This is a genomic window from Glycomyces sp. NPDC050141 (genome assembly GCF_055586545.1).
In genome coordinates this window covers 1-26,843 of record NZ_JBVJHZ010000038.1, presented here as the reverse complement: position 1 = coordinate 26,843, position 26,843 = coordinate 1, and the positions used below count along the sequence as shown (strand labels likewise).

Below are 26,843 nucleotides of genomic sequence, written 5' to 3'. Positions count from 1 at the left end.
CCTGTTCAGTACTTGGACACCATTGGTTCATTCCCGTTGGCTAGCTTGACATCTGCACCACCAGGCCCAGCGAAGGAAGACGATGCGCACCCCCGAAGAGATCATGCAGGACCTGGAGAACCGCGTAGCCGTGATCCAGGAGCAGGCCGGTCGCGCCGAGCAGGCCCTCGCCTCCTCCGAGACGACCCTCGCCAGCGACGACCGGGCCGTCATCGTGACGGTGAACGCGGGCGGCACGCTCACCGGGCTCCGGTTCTCCAACGAGGCCAAGCACATGTCCGGCACCGGCCTCGCCGACCTCGTGCTCGACACCTACCGGCGCGCCGTCGAGGAGTCGGGCCAGAAGACCGCCGCGATCATGTCCGACCTGCTCGGCGGCGACCAGGAGGCCATGGGCCTCCTCCAGTCGTTCACCGCGCCCAAGAAGGACGAGGACTGATGGTCAAGGTCGACCCGCAGGCGCTGCGCGACCACGCCGCCCGGCTCGCGAACGGCCCCATGGCGAGGGTCAAGACCGCCGCCGACGCCGCCAACACCGTGCGCCTCGGCGACGAGGACGCGTACGGCATCGTCTTCGCCCAGGTCATCCCGCCCGTCCTCGACCTGTTCCTCGACGACGCGGGCGCGGCCCTCACCTCCGCCGACGACCTCGGCCTCGGGTTCGCGGTGGCCGTCAACGACACCGCGATCCAGCACCTCGCCGCCGACCAGGAGGTCGCGGCCCTCTTCGACGAACTCGGCAAGGAACTGGACGGGCACACCCCATGACGAACCCCCTCATCGAAGGCCCGACCGCGACCTCGAACCTCCAGGGCACCAAGGTCATCGGCGGCCTCGCCAAGACCGCCACCGCCTACAGCGCGGCGTTCACCGCCGAGCCGTTCAGCTACCTGGACGCCGGGGTCGCCACTGTGACCACCGGCCTCGACGTGCTCTCCTTCGTGTCCAACCCGTTCAAGCACCTGCTGCAGGCCGGTGTCGGGTGGCTCTTCGAGCACATCTCGTTCCTGCGCGAACCCCTCGACTGGGTCGCCGGGAACCCCCAGGCCATCGAAGGCCTCGCCCTGACCTGGAACAACATCTCGATGGAGATGAGCACCGCCGCCGACGAATGGGCCGCGGAGCTGAAGACCGTCGAAGACTGGGACGGCGCGGACGCCACCGCCTACCGGAACGCGGCCGCCGGGTTCGAGCAGGTCCTGCGCTCCAGCGCGGAAGCGGCCGCGACCACCGCGAACGGCGTCAACATCGCCGGTGTCGCCGTGGGCATCCTCCGCACGATCTTCCTGGAGATCATCACCAACTTCATCGCCGAGGCGATCATGTGGGCGCTCAGCGCGCTCGCGACCGCCGGGTTCACGTTCGGCGCGACCCTCGCCGCCGCGATCGCCCGGATCGTCTCGAAGGCCGTGAGCGTCTTCGCGAACATGGTCGGCAAGCTCGGCCGGCTGATGTCGAAGTTCGGCCGCTACACCGCCTCGTTCCGCAAGTTCGGCACGCAGTCGCAGGGCCTGAAGAAGGCCATGGACTCCACCACCGACATGCTCCTCAAAGGCTCGTCGAAGGGGCTGATGGGCGGCGGCGGCAAGCTCATGAACGGCGCCCAGAACATGCGCAACGCCTCGATGGACACCCTCCGGAAGTCCTTCGACCCGCTGAAGAACAACTGGGGCAACCCGATCAACACCCAGAAGGTCCTCAAGTACTCCGCGACCGAGATCAACCGCGGCCGCAACCTCGACGACCGGATGGACCAGGAGCGCAAGGACAACGGCGGGCCGTGACCCCGGCTTAGTGCCGCGGGATGTCGAGGAGCACGACCTCGCACCGGTAGTGCTGGGACGCCGTCATCGGGCCGCGGAACCACAGCAGCGGCGTCCGCGACGGGTCCCCCGGCGCGACGATCGGCCGCAGGTTGTCCACTTCGGAGTCCTCGGTGACGGGCGTCCACGCCCAGAACCGGCCCGCGGCGGCGGCCCGGCCGTGGAAGATCTCGCGGTGGGCCAGTTCGGTGCCGTCTCGCGGGTCGACCGGCGTGGAGATGTAGACCGAGCCGGGGTCGTACGGGTCGATCGCGGCCAGGCCCGTGTAGTCCTCCTCGTGCGGCATCAGCCCCGGCCCGGCCTTCGCCAGCTCGTTCACGGTCCACTCGCCGCCAGGCGCCATGCGCGCGTAGAAGAACCGCAGGTCCGGAGCGGCCTGCTTCCGGTCGAGATCGAGTTCCTCGTCGCCCGCGCGGGCGGTGAGGATCGCGGCGACGCCGCCGTTCGCGGTGGTGCGGATGTCGGTGGTCCAGCAGTGCGAGATCCGCACGCCGCCCCAGCGCGAGCCCGCCGCCAGTACCGTCGTCAGGCCCTCCTGGGACAGCGCTTCCCCGTTGAGGGCCTTCGGGTCCAGGACCGAGCCGTCGCTGCGGTGGAGCGCGCCGTCCTCCAGGAACCCGTGGTAGATCGAGTTGTCGAAGTCCCGCGGGTGGTGGTCGGTGGTGACCAGGTGGAGGCGGTCCCCGGCGGCGGCGTACCGCGTGTAGCCGTTGACGTAGCCGACCTTCGGGCGCGTGAACAGCTTGCCCGCGTACGACCAGGTCTCGCCCTCGTCGTCGGAGACGAGCGCGCACTGGTCGTCGTTCACCGCGCGCGCGAAGCAGTACAGGCGCCCGTCCACGGCCCGCAGGTTCGAGTACGTGACGCCGCGGCCCTCGGTGTACGGGCTCCAGTCGAAGGTCCGCTCCGGGCCCCACTCGGTGGGGTCGCCCGGTTCGCTGATGCGCCAACGGGTCAGGTCGTCGGTCTTGTGCTTCGTGTAGACCGCCAGCCAGCGCCCGTCGGTGCGCTGCCACAGCGCCGGGACGTCGTGGTCGTCCACTTCGAACCGCTCGTGGAGGACGACGACCCGGGATTCGCCGGTGTCCAGGTCGACGACGGCGAGCTCGACGTTGCCGGAGCGGGCCTCGCCGCCGGGCCCCTCGGCCGCCGCGATCGAACCGACGACGAGCCGGTTCGTCCCGGGGTCGACGAGGGCGCGCTCGTCCTGGAACCAGCACCACGCGCCGTTGTCGTTGACGACGATCGGTTCGGCGAAACTCGGCATGACGGCCTCCAAGTCGGATCGAACACCGACACTATCTGAAAGCGCTATCCAGCGCTAGTGCGGCCCCGACCGCACCCAACGGCGTGCCACCAAAGATGCAGGCCCCCTTCGAAACCTCGGTCCCGAGGCCGACGATAGCGACCCCGCCTCTCCATACGCTCGAACCATGGACCTCGCACTCGCCGCCCCGCTCGCGGCACTCGCGCTCATCGACTCGACCAGCTTCGGCACGCTGCTCATCCCGATCTGGCTGCTCCTGGCCCCCGGCCGCGTCAAAGCCGGGCGCATGCTCGCCTACCTCGCCACCATCGCCGTCTTCTACCTCGGCGTCGGCCTCCTCATCGCCTTGGGCGCCACCACGTTCATCGACGATATCGGCGCCCTCCTCGACACCCGGCCCGCACTGTGGACGCAGCTCGTCCTCGGCGTCGGCCTGCTCCTGTTCAGTTTCCGCTTCGACTCCAAGAAGCAGCACAGCGAAAGCGGGCGCACGGCGCGCTGGCGCGAACGGGCCCTCGGCATCGAAGCAGACGCCGACGGCGCCGTCCGCACCCGCGCCTCCGTGCTGCCGCTCATGGGCCTCGCGCTCGCGGCCGCCACCATCGAGGTCGCCACGATGCTCCCGTACCTGGCCGCGATCGGCATGGTCACCTCCGCCGGGCTCGGGGCCGCTAGGACGACCCTGACGATGGCCGGGTACTGCCTGGTCATGGTCCTGCCCGCGCTGCTGCTCCTCGCTGCCCGCCTGGTCGTGCGCGACGCCGTCGAGCCGGTGCTGCGGCGGATCAACGACTGGATGGTCAAGAACGCCGCCTCCACGACCGGCTGGGTCCTCGGCATCGTCGGGTTCCTCGTCGCCCGCGACGCGGCCTGGCGCCTCGACCTGTTCGAGCTGCTCCTCAACCGCTGAACGCGGCCCGTTCGGAGGTGATCAGGAATCGAGAAGCGCCAGGGCCCCTGGCGGAAATATCGTTGTGGACATGAGCAAGACAGCCACTGCGAACAGGGAGAACACCATGAACGCCATCGACACCGTCACCTTCGAAGCCGACGACACCGCCGCCGCCGAGGCCTTCTACGCCGCCGCGTTCGACCTCGGCGAGGACTCCTGGCTGCGCGTGCGGCCCGCGAAGGACCCGAGCAGCGGCTTCCGCGGCTTCGCGGTGTCGCTCGTGGTCACTGAGCCCGGCACCGTCGACAGCTACGCCGAGACCGCCGTCAACGCGGGCGCCACCGCGATCAAGGCCCCCGAGAAGAGCCTGTGGGGCTACGGCTGCGTCCTCCAGGACCCCTTCGGCAACATCTGGAAGATCGCGACCTCCCAGAAGAAGCACACCGGGAACAGCCCCCGCACGGTCGACTCGGTGAACGTCGGCATCGGCGTCGCCGACGTCGCCGCCACCAAGCAGTTCTACATCGGCAAGGGCCTGGAAGTCGCGAAGAGCTTCGGCCGCAAGTACGTCGAGTTCGAGGCCCCCGGCGACAGCGTCTCGCTCTCGCTCTACAGCCGCAAGTTCGCCGCGAAGACCTCCTTCGTCTCGCCCGAGGGCTCCGGCTCGCACCGAATCGTCTTCGGCAGCGGCGCAGGCACGTTCACCGACGCCGACGGCTTCGAGTGGGAAGCCGCCTAGGGCCGCAAGCGGAACGGTACGGGCGTCCGGCCCGTGCCGCGGCGGCGGTGACGTAAGCGGCACCGGAGTGCAGTTCGGGCAATTCGTGACCTTCGGCCTGTTAGCGTGACCCCACACCACGCGGAACGGAGCACCCAATGACGGCACGACGAACCCTCGCCGCCCTCGCCATCGGCGCACTCCTGGCGCTCGGCGCCTGCAGTGAGGACGGCGGCATCGAGATCCCGACCGACACCCCCACCCTCCCCGACTGGGAGTCCTCCCTCGAAGAGCTCGCCTCCGAGCTCCCCACCGACCTCGCCGGGGACCTGCACGACCTCGTCCCCGACGCCACGCCCGCCGAGATCCTGGCCAACGCGCAGGAGATCTGCGGCGAGGTCGCGGCCAACGCCGACGAGGAGCAGCTGGCCCGCGACGCCGCCGAGCTCTTCGGCGTCGAAGAGGCCGAGGGCCCCACGATCGTGGAGACCGTGAAGCCCTACTGCGACGTCATCAGCCGGTAGCGTCCGAATCCCACAAGACGCGGGTGCGCGCACCCGCGCCCGTGTAGCGTCCCGATAAGACCGCCTCCGCCGCTTTCGTCACGGCTTGTCCAAGCCCCCTGCGGCGGTCCGGCGGTCGGACAGGGGGCTCGACGTGGCAGACGGCAGCGCACCGGTCGACATGGTGCTGGTGGAATTCCCAGGCAACGACTTCAACGGCGAGATCTTCGCCGAACTCGAACGGCTCGTCGACGCCAAGACGATCACCGTGCTCGACGCGCTCTTCGTCCGCAAGGACGCCGACGGGTCGGTGCGCTGGATCGAGGCCGACGAAGCCGAGGACACCCGGCTCTCCCGGCTCGTGGGCGACCCGGCCGGGCTCTTCGCCGAAGAGGACGTCGAGGCCGTGGCCGCCGACCTCGAACCCGACTCCTCGATCGGCATGCTGCTGTTCGAGCACACGTGGGCCGCGAACCTCACCGGCGGCGTCCAGCGCGCCAACGGCCGCGTCATCGACTGGGCCCGCGTGCCCGCCGCCGCCATCGAGGAACTGACCGGCCTGATCGACGAGGAGCACTGACATGCGCAGAAGAGTCGGACGCCCGGGCCTGCTCGGGACCATGGCCCGCACCGCCGTCATCGCGGGCACCGCGGGTGCGGTCACCCGCGGCATGAGCCGCGCGTCGGCGAACAAGGCGCAGACCCAGGCCGACGCGCAGGCGTACCAGGCCCAGCAGGCGCAGGCCGCCGCGGCGCCCCCGCCCGCCGCTCCGGCGGGGGACGACACCATCGCCAAGCTCAAGCAGCTCGGCGAACTCCACGCGGCGGGCATCCTCAACGACGAGGAATTCGGCGCCGCCAAGGCCAAGCTGCTCGCATAGGACGGAGCGAAGGGCACGGGGCACTCGTCCCCGTGCCCTTTTCCGTGCGGACATATGCGGCCCAAAGTGGTCTTATGTCCGATTTTCGGGTCTCTGGTGAGGAAGCACCCACCCGTGTCGCCGAAACGAGCGGTCCGGGCTTTGCGGGATCGCCATCCGGGGCAGCTACCGTTGAAGGATGACCTACAGCTATCTCTCGAGCGACGACGCCACTGCCGTCCTCGAGTCCAAGTACCCCAAGGCGCAGCGTCTCGCCGCGCTCTCGGACATGCTCGACGCCGAACTGCTGTGGGACCACGATGCCCGGACCTTCGTGTACGCCGTCGACTGCTGGATCGAGGGCACCGGCTACGGCACGCGCCTGCACACGTGCGCGGTCTGGAACGTCACCGCCGACAAGGACCTGGCCTTCGGGTTCTCCAAGGCTTCCCGGAACGCCGACCCCGAGCTCGTCTCGGCCGCCGCGGGCGAGATCCTCGACATGGTCGCCGCCGGGGTCGCCGCCGCCGACGACGCCGCGGCCTCGGTCGCGATCACCGCGGTCCTCCATTCCGGGCTGGCCGAGTCGCCGTCCCGCAAGCCCATGTTCGCGGCGCTCCGCGCCCAGCAGGCCGCCCGCACCTCGGCCGTGTAGCACCGACTTACCAGCGGGCCGTCCCTTCCGGGGCGGCCCGCTTTTCCATGCCCGGGGAGTGAGGCTCGCCATGCTCCAGGCGTGGCGGGCCTGGTCGCGGTCCCGCCTGCTGGAATCGCCCCCACCCCGGGTTGCATGAAAATTCAGCAACATGCATACTCATAACCATGTCTAAAGTTCTCTCCTCGCTCCCCGTCGGCGAACGCGTCGGCATCGCCTTCTCCGGTGGCCTCGACACCTCCGTGGCGGTCGCCTGGATGCGCGAGAAGGGAGCGGTGCCCTGCACGTACACCGCCGACATCGGCCAGTACGACGAGCCCGACATCGCCTCCGTCCCCGGCCGCGCCATGGAGTACGGCGCGGAGATCGCCCGGCTCGTGGACTGCAAGGCCGCGCTGGTCGAAGAGGGCCTGGCCGCCATCGCGTGCGGCGCCTTCCACATCAAGTCCGGCGGGCGCACCTACTTCAACACCACCCCGCTCGGCCGGGCCGTGACCGGCACGCTGCTCGTGCGGGCCATGCTGGAAGACAACGTGCAGATCTGGGGCGACGGCTCCACCTACAAGGGCAACGACATCGAGCGGTTCTACCGCTACGGCCTGCTCGCCAACCCGTCGCTGCGGATCTACAAGCCGTGGCTCGACGCGGGCTTCGTCTCCGAGCTGGGCGGCCGGACCGAGATGTCCGAGTGGCTGACCGAGCGGGACCTCCCGTACCGGGACAGCAAGGAGAAGGCCTACTCCACCGACGCGAACATCTGGGGCGCCACCCACGAGGCCAAGGCCCTGGAGCACCTGGACGCCAGCCTGGAGCTGGTCGAGCCGATCATGGGCGTCGCGCACTGGGACTCCGAGCTGGAGATCCTCCCCGAGGACGTCACCATCGGGTTCGAGCAGGGCCGGCCGGTCACCATCAACGGCAAGGAGTTCGGCTCCGCCGTCGACCTGGTGCTGGAGGCCAACGCGATCGGCGGGCGGCACGGCCTGGGCATGTCCGACCAGATCGAGAACCGGATCATCGAGGCCAAGAGCCGGGGCATCTACGAGGCCCCCGGCATGGCGCTCCTGCACGCCGCCTACGAGCGGCTCGTGAACGCCATCCACAACGAGGACACCCTCGCGATCTACCACGCCGAAGGGCGGCGGCTCGGACGGCTGCTGTACGAGGGCCGCTGGCTCGACCCGCAGGCGCTCATGATCCGAGAGTCGCTGCAGCGGTGGGTCGGCACGGCCGTCACCGGCGAGGTGACCCTGCGGCTGCGGCGCGGCGAGGACTACTCGATCATCAACTCCACCGGGCCCGCGTTCAGCTACCACCCGGACAAGCTCTCGATGGAGCGGACCGAGGACTCGGCGTTCGGCCCGAACGACCGGATCGGCCAGCTGACCATGCGGAACCTCGACATCGCCGACTCGCGCGCGAAGCTCGAGCAGTACGCCGGGATCGGCATGGTCGGCAGCGCCCACCCCACTCCGATCGGCGCGGCCCAGGCCGCCTCGACCGGCCTGATCGGCGCGATGCCCAGCGGCGGCGCCACCGCGATCGCCTCTCGCGGCGAGGCCCCGGAGGAAGACCTCCTGGACCAGGCCGCCATGGAGTTCGGCACCGACTAAGACGAATGCAGAGCGCCCCGGAGTCTCGGACTCCGGGGCGCTTTCGCTTGCGCCTCTTAGCTTTCTATGCCTCCAGGACTTCCCGGAGCTTCGCGGCGAACTCGTCGGGCTTGCCGGTCTGGCCGTACTCGCCGCCGAGGAAGCCGCCGTGGTCGCCGGGGAAGACCACCGGCTCGGTGCCCAGGCGCCCGGCCACGACTTTCCCGGCGCGGGCCGGGAGGATGTCGCCCGAGTCGGCGCCGATGCCCACCACAATGCGGGTCGGGGCGGCGTTGAGCGCCGCGAAGTCGTGCCGGTAGGCGTTGCACGTGACCATGTTCAGGCCCAGCAGCGCGTCGTCGCGGCTGCCGTCGTCCTCGGCGGGCAGCCCGAACGCGGCCGGGTCGGGCGCGGGCTGCTCCAGGTACGCCTCGGTGAACGGGCCCTGGTGGGAGACCAGCGCGATGAACTGGGCCATGGCCGGGCCGAAGCCGTTGGCCAGGTAGTTGTCGCGCATGCCCTTGCAGGCCTTGAGGATCACGTCGGCATCGGGCAGTTCGGCGGACGCGGGCGGCTCGTGGGCGACGAGGGTGCGCACCTGGCCGGGGTAGCGGGCGGCGAGCGCGAGGGCGTTGACCGCGCCGCCGCTGCTGGCGAACACGTCGACCGGGCCGCCGACGGCGTCGATGAGGCGGCGCAGGTCGTCGGCGTGCTCTTCCACGGTGTTCTCGGCGGCGCCGTCGGTGCGGCGGCTGCGCTCGGCGCCGCGCGGGTCGTAGGTGACGACGCGACGGTCCTCGAAGTGGCTGGCGAGCGTGATGAACCCGCTCGCGCCCATGGGGGAGCCGATGAGCAGGAGGGTCGGTCCGTCGCCGTCGCGCACGTCGTAGTGCAGGACGGCGCCGCGGGCTTCGATCGTGTGGGACTGCGGCTCGGTCATGGCGTCTCCTCGTGTGTCAAATGGTGTCCGCGGTGTAGACGACCAGCGTTCCGCGAATTCATCGCCGGGTTTGACCGCTGCCGATTTTTATGCTTAAAATCTGAGGCCGGGACACTTCAGAGAGGAGGCGGCGGATGAGCGGCACACCCCGCAAGGCGAGCATGTCCGACGTCGCCGACCTCGCCGGGGTCTCGGCGATGACCGTCTCGAACGTCATCAACCGCCCCGAGGTCGTCTCCGAGGCCACCCGCGAGAAGGTGCACGCGGCGATGCGCGAGCTGCGCTACCGCAACAACCTCGTCGCCCGCAGCCTGCGCCTGGCCCAGCCGCGCCAGATCGGCTACGCGCTCCCGGCGCGCGACCGGGTCGACAACCAGTACATGGACGCGTTCCTCCACGACCTCGCGACCGCCTGCCAGGACGCCGACCGCAACCTCACGCTCATCACCGAGCAGGACGCCGACGCGCTCCTGAAGGCCTGCGAGGACCTGTACTTCGGGCAGTCCGCCGCCGGGTTCGTCATCTCGAACGTCGGGCACGAGGACCCGCGCCCGGTCGGGCTGCGCAAGCGCGGCATCCCCTTCGCCGCCTACGGCCGCACCGCCGAGGCGTTCGCGACCCCGTGGAGCTGGGTCGAGGGCGACGCCGCGCTCGGCATCGGGGCCGCCGTCGCCCACGTGGCCGAGCGCGGGCACCGCGAGCTGGCGTTCCTGGGGGCGGCCCCCGACAGCGTCATCGGGCGGCTGCGCGACATCGGCTACCGCGACGCCTGCTCCCGCCTGGGCCTGACCGGATCGCTCGCCCAGACCCGGATCGTGAACTGCGACAACGACCTCGCCACGGGCGTGCGCGCCGCCGCGATCCTGCTCGACTCGCCGTCGCCGCCGACCGCGCTCGTGTGCGCCTCCGACCCGCTCGCCGCCGGGGCGGTCATCGCGCTCCAGGCGCGCGGCCTCGTGCCCGGCCGCGACGCGGCCGTCACCGGCTTCGACGACACGCCGCTCACCTCGTTCGGCACCGTCGGCATCACCTCGGTCCGCCAGGCCTCGGCCGCGATCGCCGCCGAACTCGTGCGCCTCGTCATCGAGCAGCCCGCCTCGCCTGAGCACCTGGTGATCCCCGGCGAACTCGTCGTGCGCTCCAGCACCGATCCGGCCGCCTAGCGAAGTGCTTTGGCGCCCAACGATTTTTAAGCTCACAATTCGTGAAACCACCAAAGGAGACACACCACATGTCCACTGAACCCATCCGGGTCGTCGTCTGGGGCGAGAACCGGCACGAGCAGGTCGAGCCCTCCGTCGCCGAGCGCTACCCCGACGGCATGCACGGCGCCATCGCCAAGGGCGTCGGCGCATGGCTCGGCGACAAGGCCGTCATCACCACCCACACCCAGGACGAGCCCGAGCACGGCCTGACCTCCGACGTCCTCGACGCCACCGACGTCCTCATCTGGTGGGGCCACGCCGCGCACGGCGAGGTCGAAGACGCGATCGTCGAGCGCGTGCACCGCCACGTCCTCGCCGGGATGGGCCTCATCGTGCTCCACTCCGGGCACTGGTCCAAGATCTTCACCAAGCTCATGGGCACCACCTGCACGCTGCGCTGGCGCAGCGAGCACGACCGCGAACTGGTGTGGACCGTCAACCCGCAGCACCCGATCGCGCGCGGCATCCCCAACCCGATCGTCATCCCCGAGCAGGAGATGTACGGCGAGTACTTCGACGTGCCGACCCCCGACGAGCTCATCTTCATCTCCGGCTTCACCGGCGGCGAGGTCTTCCGCTCCGGCATGACCTACCGGCGCGGCTTCGGCCGGATCTTCTACTTCAGCCCCGGCGACCAGGACTTCCCGGTCTACCACCACCCCGACGTCAACCACGTGATCGCCAACGGCATCGAGTGGGCCCGCCCCGACCGCGAGCGCGAGACGCCGACCCTGCTGCGCTACGACACCGACGACTTCTTCAACGGCCAGGGCTACCGGGGGGCGTTCGAGCGATGAGCTTCCGCACGATCGAATCCGAAGGGCCGCTGCGGCTCGTCGTCGCAGGCGCGGGCGGGATGGGCCGGGCCTGGAACCGGAACATCACCGAGAGCCCCGACGCCGAGCTCGTCGGCATCGCCGACCTCTACTCCGAGGCCGCCGCCTCGGCCGCCGCCGAGACCGGCATCGAAGGCCTCGCCACCGGCACCGACGCGGTCGAACTCGCGCAGCGCACGGGCGCCGACGCCATCGTGAACGCGACCATTCCCGAAGCGCACCACCCGGTCACGATCGCCGCCCTCAACGCCGGGCTGCCCGTCCTGGGGGAGAAGCCGGTCGCCGCCACCGTCGCCGAAGGCCTCCAGCTCGCCGCCGCCGCCCAGCACACCGGGCAGCTGTTCATGGTCAGCCAGAACCGCCGCTACCACCCGGCGCTCCACCAGGCCAAGCAGCGGCTCTCCGGGCTCGGCGCGGTCGGGATCGTCTCGGTCGACTTCTTCCAGTCGCCGCACTTCGGCGGCTTCCGCGACGAGATGGCCAGCCCGCTCCTGCTCGACATGGCCATCCACCAGTTCGACATGGCCCGCTACCTCCTCGACGCCGACCCCGTCTCGGTCCTGTGCGAGGAGTACAACCCGGCCTGGAGCTGGTACCGGGGCGACGCGGCCGCGAACGCGGTCTTCGCCATGGAAGGCGGCGCCCGGTTCACGTTCAACGGCTCCTGGTGCAGCCCCGGGCACGAGACCTCCTGGAACGGCTCCTGGCGCGTCTCCGCCGCACAGGGCACCGTGCTGTGGGACGGCGAGGGCGACCCGTCGGCCGCCCCCGACGGGCCCTTCGAGCCCGGCGAGGACCACGGCCGGGACATCGCAGGCTCCTTGCGGCAGTTCATCACCGCGCTGCGCCGAGGAGTGGAACCGATGGGGCGCGTGCACGCTAACATCATGAGCCTCGCTATGGTCGAGGCCGCGACGCAGAGCGCGGCACAGGGGCAGCGGGTACTGATCGACGACGTACTCGACCGCTCCTATGGCGCGGCGCTCGCGACCGAGCGCGACCCGGAGGTGCTCGCCGTACTGAAATCGTGGCCTTCCGTACGGGAGGCCCTGAGCGCCAAAGAGGAGCGCAGCAGTGAGTGATTCCCTCAACGTCGGCATGATCGGGTACGCCTTCATGGGCGCGGCCCACTCGCACGCGTGGCGCACCGCGCCCCGCTTCTTCGACCTGCCGCTCGCGCCGAACATGACCGCGCTGGCCGGACGCGACCCCGAGCGGGTCGCCGCCGCCGCGTCGAAGCTCGGCTGGGACTCCAGCGAGACCGACTGGCGGCGCCTGATCGAGCGCGACGACATCGACCTGATCGACATCTGCGTCCCCGGGAACCTGCACGCCGAGATCGCGATCGCTGCGCTCGAGGCGGGCAAGCACGTCCTGTGCGAGAAGCCCCTGGCGAACTCGGTCGAAGAAGCCGAGCTGATGACGGCCGCCGCCGAGGCCGCCAAAGCCAAAGGCGTGTACGCGATGTGCGGGTTCTCCTACCGCCGCACCCCGGCGCTGTCGCTCGCGAAGCGCCTGGTCGAATCGGGCGCGCTCGGCCCGATCCGGCACGTGCGGGCGCAGTACCTGCAGGACTGGCTGACCGATGAGAACGCGCCGCTGACGTGGCGCCTCGACAAGTCCCTGTCCGGTTCCGGCTCGCTCGGCGACATCGGCGCGCACATCATCGACGCCGCGCAGTGGGTCTCGGGCGCGAACATCACCGGCGTCTCGGCGCTGATGGAGACGTTCGTGAAGGAACGGCCCGTGGGCGGCGACTTCGTGGGCCTGGGCGGCACCGGCGGCGCTGACGGCCCGAAGGGCCCGGTCACCGTGGACGACGCCGCGATGTTCACCGCGCGCTTCGACGACGGCGCGGTGGGCGTGTTCGAGGCGACCCGGTTCGCGCTGGGCCGCAAGAACGCGATGCGCGTGGAGCTCAACGGCACCAAGGCGTCCCTCGCGTTCGACTTCGAGGACATGAACTCGCTGTGGTTCTACGACGCGGCCGAGGAGCCGAACGCGGGCTTCCGCCGCATCCAGGCCACCGAGCCCGAGCACCCGTACACGGGCAACTGGTGGCCGGTCGGGCACGGCCTCGGCTACGAGCACGCCTTCACCCACCAGGTCGTGGACCTCGTGGGCGCCATCGCGAACCAGGAGCAGCCCACGCCGTCGTTCGCGGACGCGCTGCGCGTGCAGCGGGTCCTCGCGGCGGTCGAGGCGAGCGCCGACGACGAAAGCCGCTGGACGGCGGTCTAGCAGCACCGTGAAGGCCCGGCCGTTCGCGGCCGGGCCTTCGCCCTGTCTAGCAGCGGGTCCGGCGGGCGAGCCATCCGGCCATGGCGCGGACGCCGTGGCCGATCGCGGCCTCGTCGGGCTCGAACAGCGGGAAATGCGGCGAGGCGGTCGCGATGTCGGCGCCCGGGGCGCGCACCCCGAGCCACGTGAACGTTCCCGGCACCCGGTCGACGAACAGTGCGAAGTCCTCGCCGTTGAACGGGACCACGGCGTGCAGCACGGTCGCCGAGTCGGGGCCCAGTGCGCGGCGCAGGTGCCGCTTCAGCTCGTGCGCCTCCTCCTCGGGGCAGACCAGGGCCGGGAACGGGTCGGCCGGGAAGCTCACGGCCCCATAGGGTGAGGCGACCGCGCCGACGTCGGCGCGGACCCCGGTGTACCGCTCCTCGGGCCAGCACCGGTACGAGACCTGGACCGCGGCCTGCTCCTCGGTCGCGCCCCCGGCGACGCGGGCGTTCATTGTCACGAACTCGGCGAGCGGCCCGTCCTCGGTCTGGAGCTGCTCCAGCAGCGCCTCCAGTTCGGCGGAGTCGGCGGGCCGCTGCACTGTGGACAGCGCGTTGAGCGCCTCGGCGAGTTCACCGGCCCGGCCTCTCGCGTCGGGGCCGCCGACCGCGATGGTGCCCCGGTCGAGCCCGGGCAGGCCGAGGCCGGGGTTGACGCCGAACGCGCCGACCGGGAACGGCCCGCAGTGCAGCGCGTGGATCTCCTCGAAGCCGTAGGTCTCCAGCACGCCGTCGGCGAGCATCGCCTTCGCGCCGGCCAGGCTCTCCTCGGCGGGCTGGAAGACGAAGACCACGGTGCCGTGGAGGCGGCCCCGCAGCCCGGCGAGGACTTGCGCGGTGCCGACGCCGACGGCGGTGTGGAGGTCGTGCCCGCACACGTGCTCGGCGCCTTCGGGGCCGGGCACGGCGTCCATGTCGGCGCGGAACGCCACGGTGCGCCCGGGCCTGCGGCCCTTGAGGACGCCGACGACCCCGTGGCCGCCCACCCCGGTGGTGACGGCGAGCCCGGCGGCGGTGAGGCGTTCGGCGACGACAGCGGCCGTCCTGGCCTCCTCGCCGGAGCCCTCGGGGTGGGCGTGGAGGTCGCGGCGGAGCGCGACGAGGTCGGCCTCGACCCGGGCGGCCGCCGCGTCGATCGCGTCCTGGTCGAGGAAGGCGATGCTCGTGGCCTGCGCGACCGAGGGCGCGGCGGCCGCGGCCGCCGCCGCGGCGGCGCCGATCACGGCGCGGCGGGTGAGGACGGGGGTGTCGATCCTGAAGCGGGACATCCGGTCTCCTTCGACATCGGAGGGGTGTTGACCTCTCTGATTCTGGGGAGAACGGCAGCGGAAAGCAGTAACGAAGGCCCCCGAAACCGGGGTGGTGCAGCCCCCCGAAAAAATACTGGAGAAAAGTTCCCCCGGGATGTCGAGAACCCCGGAACGGCTCCGTCCTAGGGTTGTCAGCGGCGAACGAGCCGCCCGAACCGAAGGAGGGCCATCATGGCCAAGTACCTGCTGCTCAAGCACTACCGCGGCGGACCGAAGCAGCACGCGAACGCCCAGGCGCCCATGGACGAGTGGACTCCGGACGAGATCAGCGCCCACATCGGGTTCATGGGCGACATGATCGAGGACCTCAAGACGCGCGGCGAGTTCGTCGACGCGCAGGCCCTCGCCCCGCAGGGCGCGTTCGTCCGCTACGACGGCGAAGGCAGGGCCCCGGTCACCGACGGCCCGTTCGCCGAGTCGAAGGACCTCATCGCCGGCTGGATGGCGATCGACGTGGAGTCCGAGGAGCGCGCCTACGAGGCCGCCGCGTACCTGTCCTCCGCGCCCGGCAAGGACAGCCTGCCGCTCTACGAGTGGATCGAAGTGCGGCCCTTCCTGACCGAAGCGCCGACGGTCGAATAAATGCTCGACGAGCACCTGCTGCGGGACCTCACCCCGCAAGTGCTGGGCGTCCTCGTCCGCCGCGGAGCCGACTTCGCGGCGGCCGAGGACGCCGTCCAGGACGCGCTCGCCGAGGCGGTGCGCCGCTGGGACGGCGAGGCCCCCGACGAACCCAAGGCCTGGCTGGTCACGGTGGCATGGCGCAAGTTCCTGGACGCGCGCCGCTCGGCCTCCGCCCGCGTCCTGCGCGAGGTCGCGGTCCACCGCGAACCCGCGCCCGGCCCGGCCGGGCAGGCGGACGACACGCTCCTGCTGCTGAGCCGCTGCTGCCACCCGGCCCTCTCGCCCGCGTCGGCCGTCGCACTGACCCTCCGCGCGGTCGGCGGCCTGACCACGGCCGAGATCGCCCGCGCCTTCCTCGTCCCCGAAGCGACCATGGCGCAACGGATCTCGCGGGCGAAGCGGACGCTCGCGGGGGAGCGGTTCGAGCAGCCCGGCGACGTGCGAGCCGTGCTGAAGGTGCTCTACCTGATGTTCGACCAGGGTTTCGTCGGCGACGGCGACCTGTGCGCCGAGGCGATCCGCCTGACGCGCCAGCTCGTCGCCTCCGTCCCGCACGACCCCGAGGCGGCGGGCCTGCTCGCCCTGCTGCTCCTGCACCACGCGCGCCGCCCGGCCCGCACCGACGCCGCCGGGCAGCTCGTGCCCCTCGCCGAACAGGACCGGTCCCTGTGGGACACAGCGATGATCGCCGAAGGCGTCGACCTGCTGCAACACGCGCTGGCAGCGGACCAGATCGGCGAGTACCAGGCGCAGGCCGCGATCGCCGCGCTCCACGACGACGCGGCTACTGCGGACGAGACCGACTGGCCGCAGATCCTGGAGTGGTACGACGAGCTCGCGCGGATCACCCCGGGCAGCCCGGTCGTGGCGCTCAACCGCGCGGTCGCGGTCGGGCACGTGGACGGGCCGCTCGCCGGGCTGCGGCTGGTCGAAGCGCTCGACCCCGGCCTGCCGAGGCGCGACGCCGTGGCCGCGTACCTCCATGAGCGCGCCGGGAACCTGAAGGAAGCCGCCCGCCTCTACAAGGCAGCCGCCCAGTCCACAGTGGTCATGGCCGAGCACACGCACCTGCTCAAGCAGGCCGCCCGCCTCAACCGGAGCTAGATCTTGACACCGGTGTGGGCCGCCAGGCGCTCCAGCAGCTCGTGCTGGAAGTCAGGGTCCGAGGCCGCCGGGTGCGAGCGGCTGATGCGCAGGTGGTGCCAGTAGCCGCCGGTGCGCGGATTGATCTGGTCGTCGGGCGCCGTCGCCAGCCACTCCTGCGTCCGGTGCCCCGCTTCGAGGTCGCCGGGCGCGCCCGGGCCGCCCATGCGGGTCGGGACCCAGCCGGGGTCGACCACGTGCGCCACGGTGTCGGCCCAGCGGCGCGCGACCGCGAACGCCAGCGCCGTCTCGTACAGCTTCGCGTCCTCGTACGCGCCGGGCCGCACCCGCGTCTCGTTGAAGTCGATCCCGTCCAGGTCGGTGGAGCCGTCGAGGTGGTAGCCGCTGCTCAGGTAGATCAGCCTGCGCGGCTTGGACATCGCCGCCGTCAAGAGGTACGGCGCGACCGTGTTCACCTGCAGCGCATACGGGTCGCGGTAGACCCCGGCGTTGTGGACCACCGCGTCGAACCGCCCGAACGCGTCGGCCTGCCCGGCCACCGACAGCGTCTCGCCCATGCGCGACAGGTCGCCGTGGACGAACCCGTACGGCTTCAGGTCCGGCAGCCGGTCGGGGCTGCGCGTGTGGACGACCACGTCGTGGCCCTCCTCAGTGAGGCTGCGCGCGGCGGCCAGACCGAGCCCGGTCGAGGCCCCGGTGATCAGGATGAGCGCCATAGGCGTCCTTTCGTCGAGTCCCTGCGCGCCCGAACATACCCGCGATGCCCGCCCCAAAACCGGTTGCGCCGCACCCGCACGGCGGTGTGTGATCCGGGCATGGACATCGAACTGCGCACCCCCGGGCCCGACGCGCTCGGCGAAGCGGTCGACGCGCTGCGCGCCTGGCAGTCCGACGACGCGCCGCTCCAGCTCCACCCCGGCGACCTCGGCTGGCACCGGCAGCTCGGCGCCGAGCGGGCCGCCGCCTCGGTGCGGACCTGGAGCCGCGACGGCCGCCTCCTCGCCGTCGGCCTGCTCGACGGCCCCGACGTGCTGCGGGTGACGGCCGCCGACCTGCACGACTCGGAGCTGGCCGAGCGCATGGCCGCCGACATCGCCGACCCCGGGCGCGGCGTCCTCCCCGCGGGCAAGGCGCAGATCGAGATCCCGAACGGCGCCGCGCTCCGCGAGCACCTGGCCGAGACCGGTTGGGGCCCTGACGAAGCGTGGACGCTGCTGCGCCGCGACCTGTCGGCACCCGTCCAAGACCCGGGCCTGCGCGTCGAAACGGCCGGTCCCGACCTGGCCGGACGGCGCGCCGAGGTGCAGCGGGCGGCCTTCGAGCGCTCCACGTTCTCCGAGGAGCGCTGGCGCGAGATGGCCTCCGGCCCGGCCTACGCCGACGCGCGCTGCCTCCTCGGGTTCGACGGGCAAGGCGAGGCCGTCGCGGTCGTCACCGTGTGGTCCGCCGGACCCGGCAGGCCCGGCCTCATCGAGCCGATGGGCGTCCACAAGGACCACCGGGGACGCGGCCACGGCACGGCGATCTGCGTGGCCGGGGCCGCCGCGCTCCAGGAAATGGGCGCGTCGAGCGTGCTCGTCGCCACCCCGAGCACCCTCACCGGCGCCGTCGCCACGTACCGCTCCGCCGGTTTCGCACTGCTCCCCGAACGCCTCGACCTGGCCCGGAAGGCCTGACCACTCCCGCAGGGGAGGGGGTTCCCCCGCGCGAGGGACCCCGGCCCCCTTGCGGCGCATGCAAGATGAACGCAAGGCGAGACCGCAGGCTCACCGTCAACGATGACAGTCCGATGTGAGCGCCCAGGGTCCGCCGTTAGGAGTCACCATGCGCCCGCAACGCGTCGTCATCGTCGGAGCCGGATTCGCCGGGTTCCACGCCGCCCGCAAGCTCGCCAAGAGCATGAAGGGCCGCGCCGAGATCGTGCTCGTCAACCCCACCGACTACTCGCTCTACCTCCCGCTGCTCCCCGAAGTGGCCGCCGGGGTGCTCGACCCGCGCCGGATCGCCGTGTCGCTCACCGACACCCTGCCTGGCGTGCGGCTCGTCCTCGGCACCGTCGACCACGTCGACACCGACGCCCGACGCGTCCACTACCGCAACCCCGAGGAGGACCCCGGCACGCTCGAGTACGACCGGCTCGTGCTCGCCGTCGGCAGCGTCAACAAGGTGCTGCCCATTCCCGGCGTCGCCGAGCACAGCCACGGCTTCCGCGGCATCCCCGAGGCGATCTACCTGCGCGACAAGATCATCCGCCAGATCGAGCTCGCCGCCACCGCCGCCGAGCCGGCCGAACGCGCCGCCCGCTGCACCTTCGTCGTCGTCGGCGCGGGCTACACCGGCACCGAGGTCGCCGCCGCCGGGCAGCTCCTCACCAAGGCCCTCGCCCGCCGCCACCCGGCCCTGCGCGACCAGCCCGTGCGCTGGCTCCTGCTCGACCTCGCCCCGCGCGTCCTGCCCGAGCTCTCGCCGCGCCTGGCCGCGACCGCCGACCGGGTGCTGCGCCGCCGCGGCGTCGACGTGCGCACCGGCACCTCGGTGAAGGAGGCCACCGCTGAAGGCGTCCTGCTCACCGACGGCGAGTTCGTGCCGACCCGCACGATCGTGTGGGGCGCGGGCGTGCGCCCCGACCCCGTCGCCGCCGACATCGGGCTCGCGACACTGAAGGGCCGCATCGAGACCGACGAGTTCCTCGCCGTGCCCGGCCACCCCGAGATCTTCGCGTGCGGCGACGCCGCCGCCGTGCCCGACCTGGCCCGCCCCGGCGAGATCTGCGCGATGACCGCCCAGCACGCCGAACGCCAGGGGAACGCGGCCGCGCGCAACATCGCCGCCTCGCTCGGCTGCGGCACGCCGCGCCCCTACAAGCACCACGACCTCGGCTTCGTCGTCGACCTCGGCGGCTGGCAGGCTGCCGCGAAACCCCTCGGCATCCCGCTCTCGGGCCTGCCCGCCAAGGTCGTCACCCGCGGGTACCACCTGATGGCCATGCCCTCGAACCGCATCCGCACCGCCGTCGACTGGGCCCTCGACGCCCTCCTGCGTCGCCAGAGCGTCCAGTTCGGACTGGTCCGATCGCCCGCCGTCCCGCTCGACACGGCCGACCCCGAACTCCCGGCGCGCGACCTCGCCGCGAAGTAGGCGGGCACCCGCATGCGCCCCGGCCCCGGGAAACCTTAATCTGATTCGCATGTTCAAGACTTCCCTGGGCGACGGTGCGGAACTGCGCCCCCTGACTCCCGACCTGGCCGAGGAGTTCATCGCCCACGTGGACCGGGGCCGCGAGTTCATCGGCCGCCACGTGGCCTTCGCCGACGTCGTCGCCGACCTCGACGCCGCGCGGCGCATCCTGGACACCTACGCGGAGAAGGCCGCCGCCGACACCGGCCGGATCTGGGGCATCTGGCTCGACGACGTCCTGGTCGGCGGCGTCCTCTTCCGCACCATGGACTTCCGCATGGAGAGCGCCGAAGCGGGCTGCTGGCTCGAACCGGCCGCGGTCGGCAAGGGCCTGGTGACGCGCGCGGTCACCGCGATCATCGACTGGGCCGTCGAAGTCCGCGGCATCCACCGCGTCGACTGGTGGACCTCGACCCGCAACGCCCCCAGCATCGCCGTCGCCCAGCGCCTCGGCATGACCCGGGAAGGCGTCGCCCGCGAGGCCTACCTCCACCGCGGCGAACGCCTCGACATGGAGATCTGGTCGGTCCTCGCCCCCGAATGGCGGGCCGCCCGCGCCTGAGCAAACGCGCTAGCGCTCCGCAGGGATGCGCCGTACCCTTGGAGCCCTGATCAAGGGGGGCGCGCATGCCGCAGGTAGCCGTAGTGACGTTCGACGGGTTCAACGAGCTCGACAGCTTCATCGCGTCCGCGCTGATCAACCGGTGCCGCAAGGACGGGCTCGAAGCGTTCATCACGACGCCCACGCCGGTGGTCACCTCGATGAACGGCGTCGAGGTGACCGGTCAGCGCCCCATGGACTTCGTGGCCGAGGCCGACGTGGTGCTCATCGGCTCCGGCGTCAAGGCCCGCGAGATCTCGGCCGACGACGCGATGCTCGCGCGGCTCCCGCTCGACCCGTCGCGTCAGCTCATCGGCTCGCAGTGCTCCGGCGCGCTCGTCCTCTCGGCCCTCGGCACGCTCGGCGACATGCCCGCGTGCACGGACATGAAGACCCGCCCGTTCCTCGAAGCGCGCGGCGTCAAAGCCCTCGACGTCCCGTTCCACGCCGAGGGCAACATCGCGACTGCGGGCGGCTGCCTGGCCTCCCAGTACCTCGCGGCCTGGACGATCACCCGCACCCTCGGTGAAGCCGCCGCCCGCGCGGTCATCGACTACGTGGCCCCCTACGGCGAGAACGAGGAGACCGTGGAGCGGGCGATGCGCGCCATCGGCGCGAGCGCCCTGATCTGAGGCTCAGGCGGTCCAGTAGCCGATATTGCGGAACTTCGCTTCGACGCGGCCGGTGCCGCCGTAGACCCCGCACTTGAAGTGGCGGTTGGACGGGCCGCGGTCGGCGGTGGTGAGCTTGAGCGTGCCGTTGACGTAGACCTCGATGGCGCCGGTGTCGGCCAGGTGGGCGATCTTGACGTCGGTCCAGGTGTCGTAGATGCCGGTCGCGAGAATTTCGCCTCCCGTGTACCGGCGCAGGGTCCCGCCGTTCTCAGCGAACGCGCGGAGCTGGATGTCGGTGTTCGGGGTCCCCGAGGGCGGGTCGATCCGCACGATCTGGGCGACGCACGCCCCGACCGAGCCGGTGGGGACGAGGATCTCGGCGCCCCACATGTGCGAGCCGGTCGTGTACTCCTCCTTGAAGCGCAGCTCGGTGCGCGGGTCGGTGGAGCTGCCCTCCTCGAAGGGCTCGTCGGTGTCGTAGACCCAGGTCTTGTGGACGCCGCTGGTGAGGCGGTACCGGGCGGCCTCACGCAGGTTCCAGGGTTTCTGCACGTAGTAGGTGTACGGGGTCGAGGTCCAGCCATCGGTGGGTTCGGCTGCTCCGGCGTTGCCGAGGCCGAACGCGGTCGCTGCGGCTCCGGCCGCTACCGCAGTCGCGGCAGTGAAGATCGTGCGTCGTCGCATAGGGGGCTTCCTTCCGAAAAGGGGCATACCAGCGGAGTGCCGCCACCATATAGCAAGGAAACCTGTCAGTAAAGGGCCGTCTCAGACTCCGCGATCGACCGCCGTCAACGGAGCCGCGACGTCCTCAAGGGACTTCTGGGCCGCCTCGGGCCCCCACGCCGCCTCCAACACCGCTGCAACGCACATCGCCGCACCGGAGGCGGTGTAGGCGATGAACAGGCCCGTCGGGTCAGGGTGGGTCTGATCGCCGATGAGCGAACCGAACAGGACCGGCCCCACCGCCCCGGCCGCCTGCCCGATCACGAAGAAGATCGAGATCGCCTGCGAGCGCATCTCGATCGGGAAGACCTCCGAGACCGTGAGGTACGCCGAGGACGCGGCGGCCGAGGCCACGAAGAACACCAGCGACCACAGCAGCGTCTGCGTCAGCGCGTCGAGCACCCCGAGCTTGAACAGCCAGCCCGAGAACGCCAGCAGCACACCGGAGACCGCGTACGTGCCCGCGATCATCCGCCGCCTGCCGACCGTGTCGAACAGGTGCCCCAGCAGCAGCGGGCCCGCGAGGTTCCCGACCGAGAACACCAGCAGGTACATCGGCACCTGACTCGAACCGACCCCGTAGAAGTGCGCCAGCACCAGCGCCGCCGAGAAGAAGATCGCGTTGTACAGGAACGACTGCGTGATCATCAGCGCCGCGCACAGCACCGACCGCTTCGGGTACACCTTGAACAGCGTCCGCGCCACGGTCCGCAAGGGAATCGAGGCCACGGGCTTCACGCTCACCGCCCGCGACTCGTCCACCGGTGCAAGGGCCTTCCCCGACCCGATGATCTCCGCCTCGATCCGATCCACCGTGGACTCGGCTTCCTCCGCGTGCCCGTGCGTCAGCTGCCAGCGCGGACTCTCCGGGACGTGCGTCCGCAGCCGCCACACCGCCAGGCCCAGCAGCGGGCCGATGAGCAGCGCGAGCCGCCAGCCCCACTGCGCCGGAAGGACACTCGGGTCGAGCATGACCCACGTCGTGAGCGTCCCGATGATCGCGCCGAGCCAGTAGGTGGCGTTGACGGCGAGGTCGGTGCGGCCCCGGTAGCGCGCCGGGATCATCTCGTCGATCGCGGCGTTCACGGCCGCGTACTCCCCGCCGATGCCCATCCCGGCGACGAACCGGAACACCAGGAACACCGCGAGGTTCGGCGACAGCGCCGAGAGCGCGCTGGCCCCCAGGTAGAGGCCGAGCGTGACCAGGAAGAGGCGGCGGCGGCCGAGCCGGTCGGAGAGGAATCCGAAGTAGAGCGCGCCGAAGATCTGGCCGACGAGGTACACCGACGCGATGAGGCCGACCTCGGTGGAGGTCAGGCCGAGGGTCGAGCGCAGCTGCAGCTCCGGGCCGATCGCGCTGGCGATGGTGATGGAGAGGCCGTCGAGGATCCAGGCGGTGCCCAGGGCCAGGATCATGCGCGTGTGGAAGCCGGACCAGGGCAGCCGGTCCATGCGGGCCGGGACGAGGCTGGTGACCGTAGTGGTTGGTGCGGGCATGAGCGCATTCGATCACGGGCGGGCCCGTCCCGCGCGGTTTCAGGCCGCGCGAACAGCCCCTGTACGTCCATTTCGGGCGAATCACAGCGGTGTGATCAGACCTTGTGGATACTGCCAGGGACCGGTTTGCGCGCGATGCGGACAGGCACGATCTGAAGGAGACGCAGGCTCATGAAACTGCTCAAGGCCGCGGCGCTGGCCGCGTCGTCTGCGGCGATGGTGCTCGCCGTCGCGACACCGGCGCAAGCGTCCGCGACGCTGATCGTCACGCCATCCTCAGTGGATGCGGGGGCGAAGGTCACCGCGACGTGGGCATGCACCGGGGCACAGATGGGGGGACGGCACATCGAGGCCTCCTGGGGCGCCGACAAGCCCCTCAACGGCACCGAAGGCGTCGCGCACGCCCGCGCGCCGAAGGTCAACGGCGAGTACACGATCACGCTGACCTGCGACGACCAGACCAAGAAGACCAAGACGATCACCGTGACCGGCGGCACGGACCCGGACAGCGGGTCGAGCTCCGGTTCGGACTCCGGCTCGGACTCGGGCGGCTCCTCCTCCTCGAGCTCCGATGTCGGCGGCGGCGAATGGACCATCGTCTCCAGCACGCCCTCGGGCGGTGCCGACACCGGCGGCGGCTTCGCGGCCTCCTCCGACGACATGATGCCGCTGGCGCTCGGGGGTTCGGCCCTGGTCGTGGCGGCCGCCGCGCTCGTCGTCCACTCCAGGCGCCGCGCCGCCTCCGCGAGCTGAGCGACACCGCCGACCTGCCGTGACGATCTACGGCACACCGACACCGCCCCCGGGCCGATCCTCGGCCCGGGGGTTTCGCGCCGCCCGTCGAACGGCGGCCCGGCTCGGGCAGCGGCTCCTGTCGGCGGCGGCGCGGACCCGGCGGTGGATCGAAACCGCTTGGGGCCGTGCCGCTCCGCGCCTTCCCGCCCGCCTCACCCCGCTCACCGCGACCGCGTCGGTGCTCGCCCTGGTCGGCGCGGTCATGATCGTTGTCGCTTTGACTGCCGGCGAACCCGAACCGCCCGCGATACCCGTGGAGAGCCACGGCCTGGCGCAGGAGTTCGGTACGGCCCTTTCCCCTTCCGACCCGCAGGTGCCGCTCGTCGCCGCCCCGCCGGTCACCGCCTCGGAGCCGGTGCGCATCCGCTCCGGCGACCTCTCGATCGACGCGCCCGTGGACCCGGTGGGGCTCAACGGGGACGGTTCGATCGAGACGCCCTCGTTCGAGCGGCCGTTCCTCGCCGGGTGGTACCGGTACGGCCCCACCCCGGGCGAGGGCGGCCCGGCGGTGCTCGTCGGCCACCTCGACACCGAGGCCTCCACTGCGGTGTTCTTCTACCTGCGCCGGGCCGAGCGCGGCGACCTGGTCGAGATCGACCGCGAGGACGGATCCACAGTGGTCTTCGCCGTCGTGGCCGTCGAGCGGTACGCGAAGGACGCGTTCCCGACCGACCGGGTCTACGGCGCCGTCGACAAGGCCGCGCTGCGGCTGATCACGTGCGGCGGCTCGTTCGACAAGGACGCCAAGGACTACACCGACAACATCGTGGTCTACGCCGACCTCGTCGAGACCCGCGCCGCCCGCTGACGTTAGCGCAGGCGCATCGCGAGACCGGCCGGTCACGGCTTGGCTTTGGCCAGGCCGCAGTCGTAGGCGGTGATGACGGCCTGGACGCGGTCGCGGGCGCCGATCTTGGCGAGGACCTTGCCGACGTGCTTCTTGACCGTCGACTCGGTGAGGACCAGGCGCTCCGCGATCTCCGCGTTCGACAGGCCCTGGCCGATCGCGACCAGGACCTCGAGTTCGCGGCCGCTCAACCGCTCCAACCGGGGATCGGCCGCCCCCGGGGCGAGCACGTTGTGCGCGTAGGCGTCGAGGAGCCGCCGCGTCAGGCTCGGCGCGACGACGGCGTCGCCGGTGGCGACCGCCAGGATGCCCGCGACGAGCTCGGCGGGGCGCGCGTTCTTGAGGAGGAACCCGCTCGCCCCCGCGCGCAGCGCGTCGTAGGCGTACTCGTCGAGGTCGAACGTGGTGACGATGAGGACGCGGCTGCGGCCGCCGGAGGCCGCGATGCGGCGGGTCGCCTCCAGACCGTCCATACCGGGCATCCGGACGTCCATCAGGACGACATCGGGCCGCAGGTGGGCGGTCATGCGGACGGCCTCGGCGCCGCTCGCGGCCTCGCCGACCGGTTCGAGGCCGTCGGTGCCCTCCAGGAGCATCCGCAGGCCGAGGCGCTGGAGCTCCTGGTCGTCGGCGATGAGCACAGTGGTCATGACCGGGCTCCCGCCGGAGTCGGGTCGAGTACCACTTCGACGATCCAGCCGGGCCGGTCGCTGCGGGGACCGATGGCGGCGGTGCCGCCGTAGAGCGCGGCCCGCTGGCGGATGCCGACCAGCCCGTGCCCGGGTTCCGGCGTCCGGTCGGCGGGCCGCGTACCGGTGTCGGCCACGCGGATGCGGACCTTCCCGGCGTTCACCGCCAGGCCGACCGTCGCGGCCGCTTCGGCGCCCGCGTGCTTGAGGGTGTTCGTCAACGCCTCCTGGACGATCCGGTACACGGTGAGCTGCACGCCGCCGGGGAGCGAGTCGAGCGGGCCCGACGTCTCGCAGGCGACCTGCAGACCGGCGGCGCGGACGCGCGCCAGGAGCGCGTCGAGGTCGCCCACGCCCGGCGGCGGGTCCAGCGGGCGCGGGCCCGGGCCCTCCTCCCGCAGGACCCCCAGGACCCGCCGCAGCTCCTCCATGGACTCGCGCCCGGTGTCGCCGAGCATCCGCAGCGTCCCGGCCGAGGCCTCGCCCCGGCGTTCGGCGAGCGTCGCGGCGCCGTCGGCGAGGGTGACCATGACCGAGAGGCTGTGGCCGAGGATGTCGTGCATCTCCCGGGCGATGCGCGCGCGCTCGGCGGCGGCCGTCAGCTGCTCGCGCTGCCCGCGTTCGACTTCCAGCTGCCGGGCGCGGTCCTCGAGCGCGGCCGTGTACAGGCGGCGGATGCGCAGGTTCAGGCCCAGCGCGATCGCCCCGGTGGCGGTGCCCAGCATGAACAGCAGCGTCAGCAGGGGCGGCTCGTCCCGCTGCAGGAGCGCCACCACGACGGCCAGTTCCACGACCGTGAGGGCCGTACCCCAGGCGAGCACCTTCGCGGACGCGTGCGCGGCGAGCGTGTAGAGCGCGATGAGGAGCGCGATGGCGGCGGGCTGCCACAGCCCGATCGCCCACTGCGCCAACGCGATCGTGGTGAGTGTGAAGAACACGACGACCGGTGCGCGGCGGCGCCACAGCACGGCCGCGAACACGAACGCGAACGCGTACGGAATCCACGCACGGTCCGCAGCGGTCTCGGACCCGGCGGGGAAGGTCAGGCGGCCGTCGTCGACGAGGTAGGGCAGCGTGATCGCGACGATGCACAGGCTGATGAGCGTGTCGAGCACCCAGGGGCGGCGCCGGTCGAACTCCCGCACGCGCCGCTGCCCTCGCGCGACACCGGCGAGCAGGGGATGGGCCGACAGCGGGTCCGGGGGCGGGGGGGGGGGGGGGGGCGGGGGGGGGGGGGGGGGGGTGGGGGGGGGGGGGGTGGGTGGGTTAGCGGTCTTCTTTTCACCCCG

General features: G+C 71.5%; 30 protein-coding genes. 22 read left to right on the top strand and 8 right to left on the bottom strand.

What is annotated here, in order from left to right:
• The first annotated feature begins 82 nt into the window (after window positions 1-82).
• From ACZ60M_RS20165 to ACZ60M_RS20155, 3 genes are read left to right on the top strand one after another with little or no spacing between them, the layout of a single operon-like run.
• The gene (locus ACZ60M_RS20165) at window positions 83-439 is read left to right on the top strand and encodes a YbaB/EbfC family nucleoid-associated protein (protein WP_465420211.1); all 357 of its coding nucleotides are present in this window, start codon (window positions 83-85) and stop codon (window positions 437-439) included.
• The gene (locus tag ACZ60M_RS20160; RefSeq protein WP_465420209.1) at window positions 439-768 is read left to right on the top strand and encodes a hypothetical protein; all 330 of its coding nucleotides are present in this window, start codon (window positions 439-441) and stop codon (window positions 766-768) included. Before ACZ60M_RS20165 ends, ACZ60M_RS20160 begins: the two co-directional genes overlap by 1 nt.
• Window positions 765-1,784 carry a WXG100-like domain-containing protein gene (locus ACZ60M_RS20155; protein ID WP_465420207.1) on the top strand — a complete coding sequence of 340 codons (1,020 nt, stop codon included), beginning with the start codon at window positions 765-767 and terminating at the stop codon, window positions 1,782-1,784. Before ACZ60M_RS20160 ends, ACZ60M_RS20155 begins: the two co-directional genes overlap by 4 nt.
• A gap of 7 nt (window positions 1,785-1,791) precedes the next feature.
• On the opposite strand, the gene ACZ60M_RS20150 is transcribed toward ACZ60M_RS20155, so the two are convergent.
• Entirely contained in the window at window positions 1,792-3,090 is a 1,299-nt protein-coding gene (locus ACZ60M_RS20150) for a BNR-4 repeat-containing protein (protein WP_465420205.1), read from the bottom strand.
• Window positions 3,091-3,256: 166 nt separating this feature from the next.
• Between ACZ60M_RS20150 and ACZ60M_RS20145 the strand changes: the two genes are divergently transcribed.
• The 7 genes from ACZ60M_RS20145 to argG all read left to right on the top strand — a co-directional run bounded on the left by ACZ60M_RS20145 (window position 3,257) and on the right by argG (window position 8,331).
• Window positions 3,257-4,000: a GAP family protein gene (locus ACZ60M_RS20145; RefSeq protein ID WP_465420204.1), complete on the top strand. Its 744-nt coding sequence runs from the start codon at window positions 3,257-3,259 to the stop codon at window positions 3,998-4,000.
• A 106-nt stretch (window positions 4,001-4,106) separates the two neighbouring features.
• Window positions 4,107-4,721 (top strand): glyoxalase, encoded by a 615-nt coding sequence (locus ACZ60M_RS20140; protein ID WP_465420268.1) that lies wholly within the window; start codon window positions 4,107-4,109, stop codon window positions 4,719-4,721.
• Window positions 4,722-4,858: 137 nt separating this feature from the next.
• The gene (locus ACZ60M_RS20135) at window positions 4,859-5,224 is read left to right on the top strand and encodes a hypothetical protein (protein ID WP_465420203.1); all 366 of its coding nucleotides are present in this window, start codon (window positions 4,859-4,861) and stop codon (window positions 5,222-5,224) included.
• A 133-nt stretch (window positions 5,225-5,357) separates the two neighbouring features.
• Window positions 5,358-5,783: a DUF6325 family protein gene (locus ACZ60M_RS20130; RefSeq protein ID WP_465420201.1), complete on the top strand. Its 426-nt coding sequence runs from the start codon at window positions 5,358-5,360 to the stop codon at window positions 5,781-5,783.
• A gap of 1 nt (window position 5,784) precedes the next feature.
• Window positions 5,785-6,084 (top strand): SHOCT domain-containing protein, encoded by a 300-nt coding sequence (locus ACZ60M_RS20125; protein WP_465420199.1) that lies wholly within the window; start codon window positions 5,785-5,787, stop codon window positions 6,082-6,084.
• A gap of 178 nt (window positions 6,085-6,262) precedes the next feature.
• On the top strand, window positions 6,263-6,718 hold the full coding sequence (locus ACZ60M_RS20120; protein WP_465420197.1) for a hypothetical protein: 456 nt from the start codon (window positions 6,263-6,265) through the stop codon (window positions 6,716-6,718).
• Between the two features lie 167 nt (window positions 6,719-6,885).
• A complete protein-coding gene (gene argG / locus ACZ60M_RS20115; RefSeq protein WP_465420195.1) occupies window positions 6,886-8,331 on the top strand; it encodes an argininosuccinate synthase in 1,446 nt (481 codons plus the stop codon).
• Between the two features lie 64 nt (window positions 8,332-8,395).
• On the opposite strand, the gene ACZ60M_RS20110 is transcribed toward argG, so the two are convergent.
• Complete coding sequence (locus ACZ60M_RS20110) at window positions 8,396-9,250, bottom strand: alpha/beta fold hydrolase (RefSeq protein ID WP_465420194.1); 855 nt, start codon at window positions 9,248-9,250, stop codon at window positions 8,396-8,398.
• Between the two features lie 134 nt (window positions 9,251-9,384).
• Here ACZ60M_RS20110 and ACZ60M_RS20105 point away from each other — a divergent pair, with 134 nt between their 5' ends.
• The 4 genes from ACZ60M_RS20105 to ACZ60M_RS20090 all read left to right on the top strand — a co-directional run bounded on the left by ACZ60M_RS20105 (window position 9,385) and on the right by ACZ60M_RS20090 (window position 13,532).
• Window positions 9,385-10,413, top strand: coding sequence for a LacI family DNA-binding transcriptional regulator (locus ACZ60M_RS20105; protein WP_465420192.1), 1,029 nt, complete (start codon window positions 9,385-9,387; stop codon window positions 10,411-10,413).
• A gap of 68 nt (window positions 10,414-10,481) precedes the next feature.
• The gene (locus ACZ60M_RS20100) at window positions 10,482-11,252 is read left to right on the top strand and encodes a ThuA domain-containing protein (protein WP_465420190.1); all 771 of its coding nucleotides are present in this window, start codon (window positions 10,482-10,484) and stop codon (window positions 11,250-11,252) included.
• Window positions 11,249-12,373, top strand: a complete 1,125-nt coding sequence (locus ACZ60M_RS20095; protein ID WP_465420189.1) for a Gfo/Idh/MocA family protein — start codon at window positions 11,249-11,251, stop codon at window positions 12,371-12,373. The genes ACZ60M_RS20100 and ACZ60M_RS20095 overlap by 4 nt, the downstream gene beginning before the upstream one ends.
• Window positions 12,374-12,389: 16 nt before the next feature.
• Window positions 12,390-13,532: a Gfo/Idh/MocA family protein gene (locus ACZ60M_RS20090; RefSeq protein ID WP_465420266.1), complete on the top strand. Its 1,143-nt coding sequence runs from the start codon at window positions 12,390-12,392 to the stop codon at window positions 13,530-13,532.
• Between the two features lie 46 nt (window positions 13,533-13,578).
• Here the strand turns inward: ACZ60M_RS20090 and ACZ60M_RS20085 are convergent, their stop codons facing one another.
• A complete protein-coding gene (locus tag ACZ60M_RS20085; protein WP_465420188.1) occupies window positions 13,579-14,841 on the bottom strand; it encodes a M20 metallopeptidase family protein in 1,263 nt (420 codons plus the stop codon).
• 213 nt (window positions 14,842-15,054) lie between these two features.
• Between ACZ60M_RS20085 and ACZ60M_RS20080 the strand changes: the two genes are divergently transcribed.
• Both ACZ60M_RS20080 and ACZ60M_RS20075 read left to right on the top strand, forming a co-directional pair.
• Window positions 15,055-15,465 carry a YciI family protein gene (locus ACZ60M_RS20080; protein WP_465420186.1) on the top strand — a complete coding sequence of 137 codons (411 nt, stop codon included), beginning with the start codon at window positions 15,055-15,057 and terminating at the stop codon, window positions 15,463-15,465.
• The gene (locus ACZ60M_RS20075) at window positions 15,466-16,611 is read left to right on the top strand and encodes an RNA polymerase sigma factor (RefSeq protein ID WP_465420184.1); all 1,146 of its coding nucleotides are present in this window, start codon (window positions 15,466-15,468) and stop codon (window positions 16,609-16,611) included.
• Here ACZ60M_RS20075 and ACZ60M_RS20070 read toward each other — a convergent pair.
• Window positions 16,608-17,327 (bottom strand): SDR family NAD(P)-dependent oxidoreductase, encoded by a 720-nt coding sequence (locus ACZ60M_RS20070; protein WP_465420182.1) that lies wholly within the window; start codon window positions 17,325-17,327, stop codon window positions 16,608-16,610. The genes ACZ60M_RS20075 and ACZ60M_RS20070 overlap by 4 nt on opposite strands.
• A 99-nt stretch (window positions 17,328-17,426) precedes the next feature.
• On the opposite strand from ACZ60M_RS20070, the gene ACZ60M_RS20065 reads away from it, so the two are divergent.
• The 4 genes from ACZ60M_RS20065 (at window position 17,427) to ACZ60M_RS20050 (ending at window position 21,021) form a co-directional block, all read left to right on the top strand.
• Window positions 17,427-18,287 (top strand): GNAT family N-acetyltransferase, encoded by an 861-nt coding sequence (locus ACZ60M_RS20065; protein ID WP_465420180.1) that lies wholly within the window; start codon window positions 17,427-17,429, stop codon window positions 18,285-18,287.
• A 148-nt stretch (window positions 18,288-18,435) separates the two neighbouring features.
• Entirely contained in the window at window positions 18,436-19,749 is a 1,314-nt protein-coding gene (locus tag ACZ60M_RS20060) for an NAD(P)/FAD-dependent oxidoreductase (RefSeq protein ID WP_465420178.1), read from the top strand.
• 49 nt (window positions 19,750-19,798) lie between these two features.
• Entirely contained in the window at window positions 19,799-20,350 is a 552-nt protein-coding gene (locus ACZ60M_RS20055; protein ID WP_465420176.1) for a GNAT family N-acetyltransferase, read from the top strand.
• 65 nt (window positions 20,351-20,415) lie between these two features.
• Window positions 20,416-21,021: a type 1 glutamine amidotransferase family protein gene (locus ACZ60M_RS20050; RefSeq protein WP_465420174.1), complete on the top strand. Its 606-nt coding sequence runs from the start codon at window positions 20,416-20,418 to the stop codon at window positions 21,019-21,021.
• Between the two features lie 3 nt (window positions 21,022-21,024).
• Here ACZ60M_RS20050 and ACZ60M_RS20045 read toward each other — a convergent pair whose 3' ends face one another.
• Together ACZ60M_RS20045 and ACZ60M_RS20040 are read right to left on the bottom strand one after the other, a co-directional pair.
• Complete coding sequence (locus ACZ60M_RS20045) at window positions 21,025-21,687, bottom strand: polysaccharide lyase family 7 protein (protein WP_465420172.1); 663 nt, start codon at window positions 21,685-21,687, stop codon at window positions 21,025-21,027.
• Window positions 21,688-21,768: 81 nt separating this feature from the next.
• Window positions 21,769-23,223, bottom strand: coding sequence for an MFS transporter (locus tag ACZ60M_RS20040; protein ID WP_465420170.1), 1,455 nt, complete (start codon window positions 23,221-23,223; stop codon window positions 21,769-21,771).
• 171 nt (window positions 23,224-23,394) lie between these two features.
• On the opposite strand from ACZ60M_RS20040, the gene ACZ60M_RS20035 reads away from it, so the two are divergent.
• A complete protein-coding gene (locus ACZ60M_RS20035; RefSeq protein ID WP_465420169.1) occupies window positions 23,395-23,976 on the top strand; it encodes a hypothetical protein in 582 nt (193 codons plus the stop codon).
• A gap of 244 nt (window positions 23,977-24,220) precedes the next feature.
• Complete coding sequence (locus ACZ60M_RS20030; RefSeq protein WP_465420167.1) at window positions 24,221-24,826, top strand: class F sortase; 606 nt, start codon at window positions 24,221-24,223, stop codon at window positions 24,824-24,826.
• A gap of 32 nt (window positions 24,827-24,858) precedes the next feature.
• Here ACZ60M_RS20030 and ACZ60M_RS20025 read toward each other — a convergent pair whose 3' ends face one another.
• Both ACZ60M_RS20025 and ACZ60M_RS20020 read right to left on the bottom strand, forming a co-directional pair.
• Window positions 24,859-25,515 carry a response regulator gene (locus tag ACZ60M_RS20025; RefSeq protein WP_465420165.1) on the bottom strand — a complete coding sequence of 219 codons (657 nt, stop codon included), beginning with the start codon at window positions 25,513-25,515 and terminating at the stop codon, window positions 24,859-24,861.
• Window positions 25,512-26,699 carry a sensor histidine kinase gene (locus tag ACZ60M_RS20020; protein ID WP_465420163.1) on the bottom strand — a complete coding sequence of 396 codons (1,188 nt, stop codon included), beginning with the start codon at window positions 26,697-26,699 and terminating at the stop codon, window positions 25,512-25,514. Before ACZ60M_RS20020 ends, ACZ60M_RS20025 begins: the two co-directional genes overlap by 4 nt.
• Window positions 26,700-26,843 lie beyond the last annotated feature (144 nt).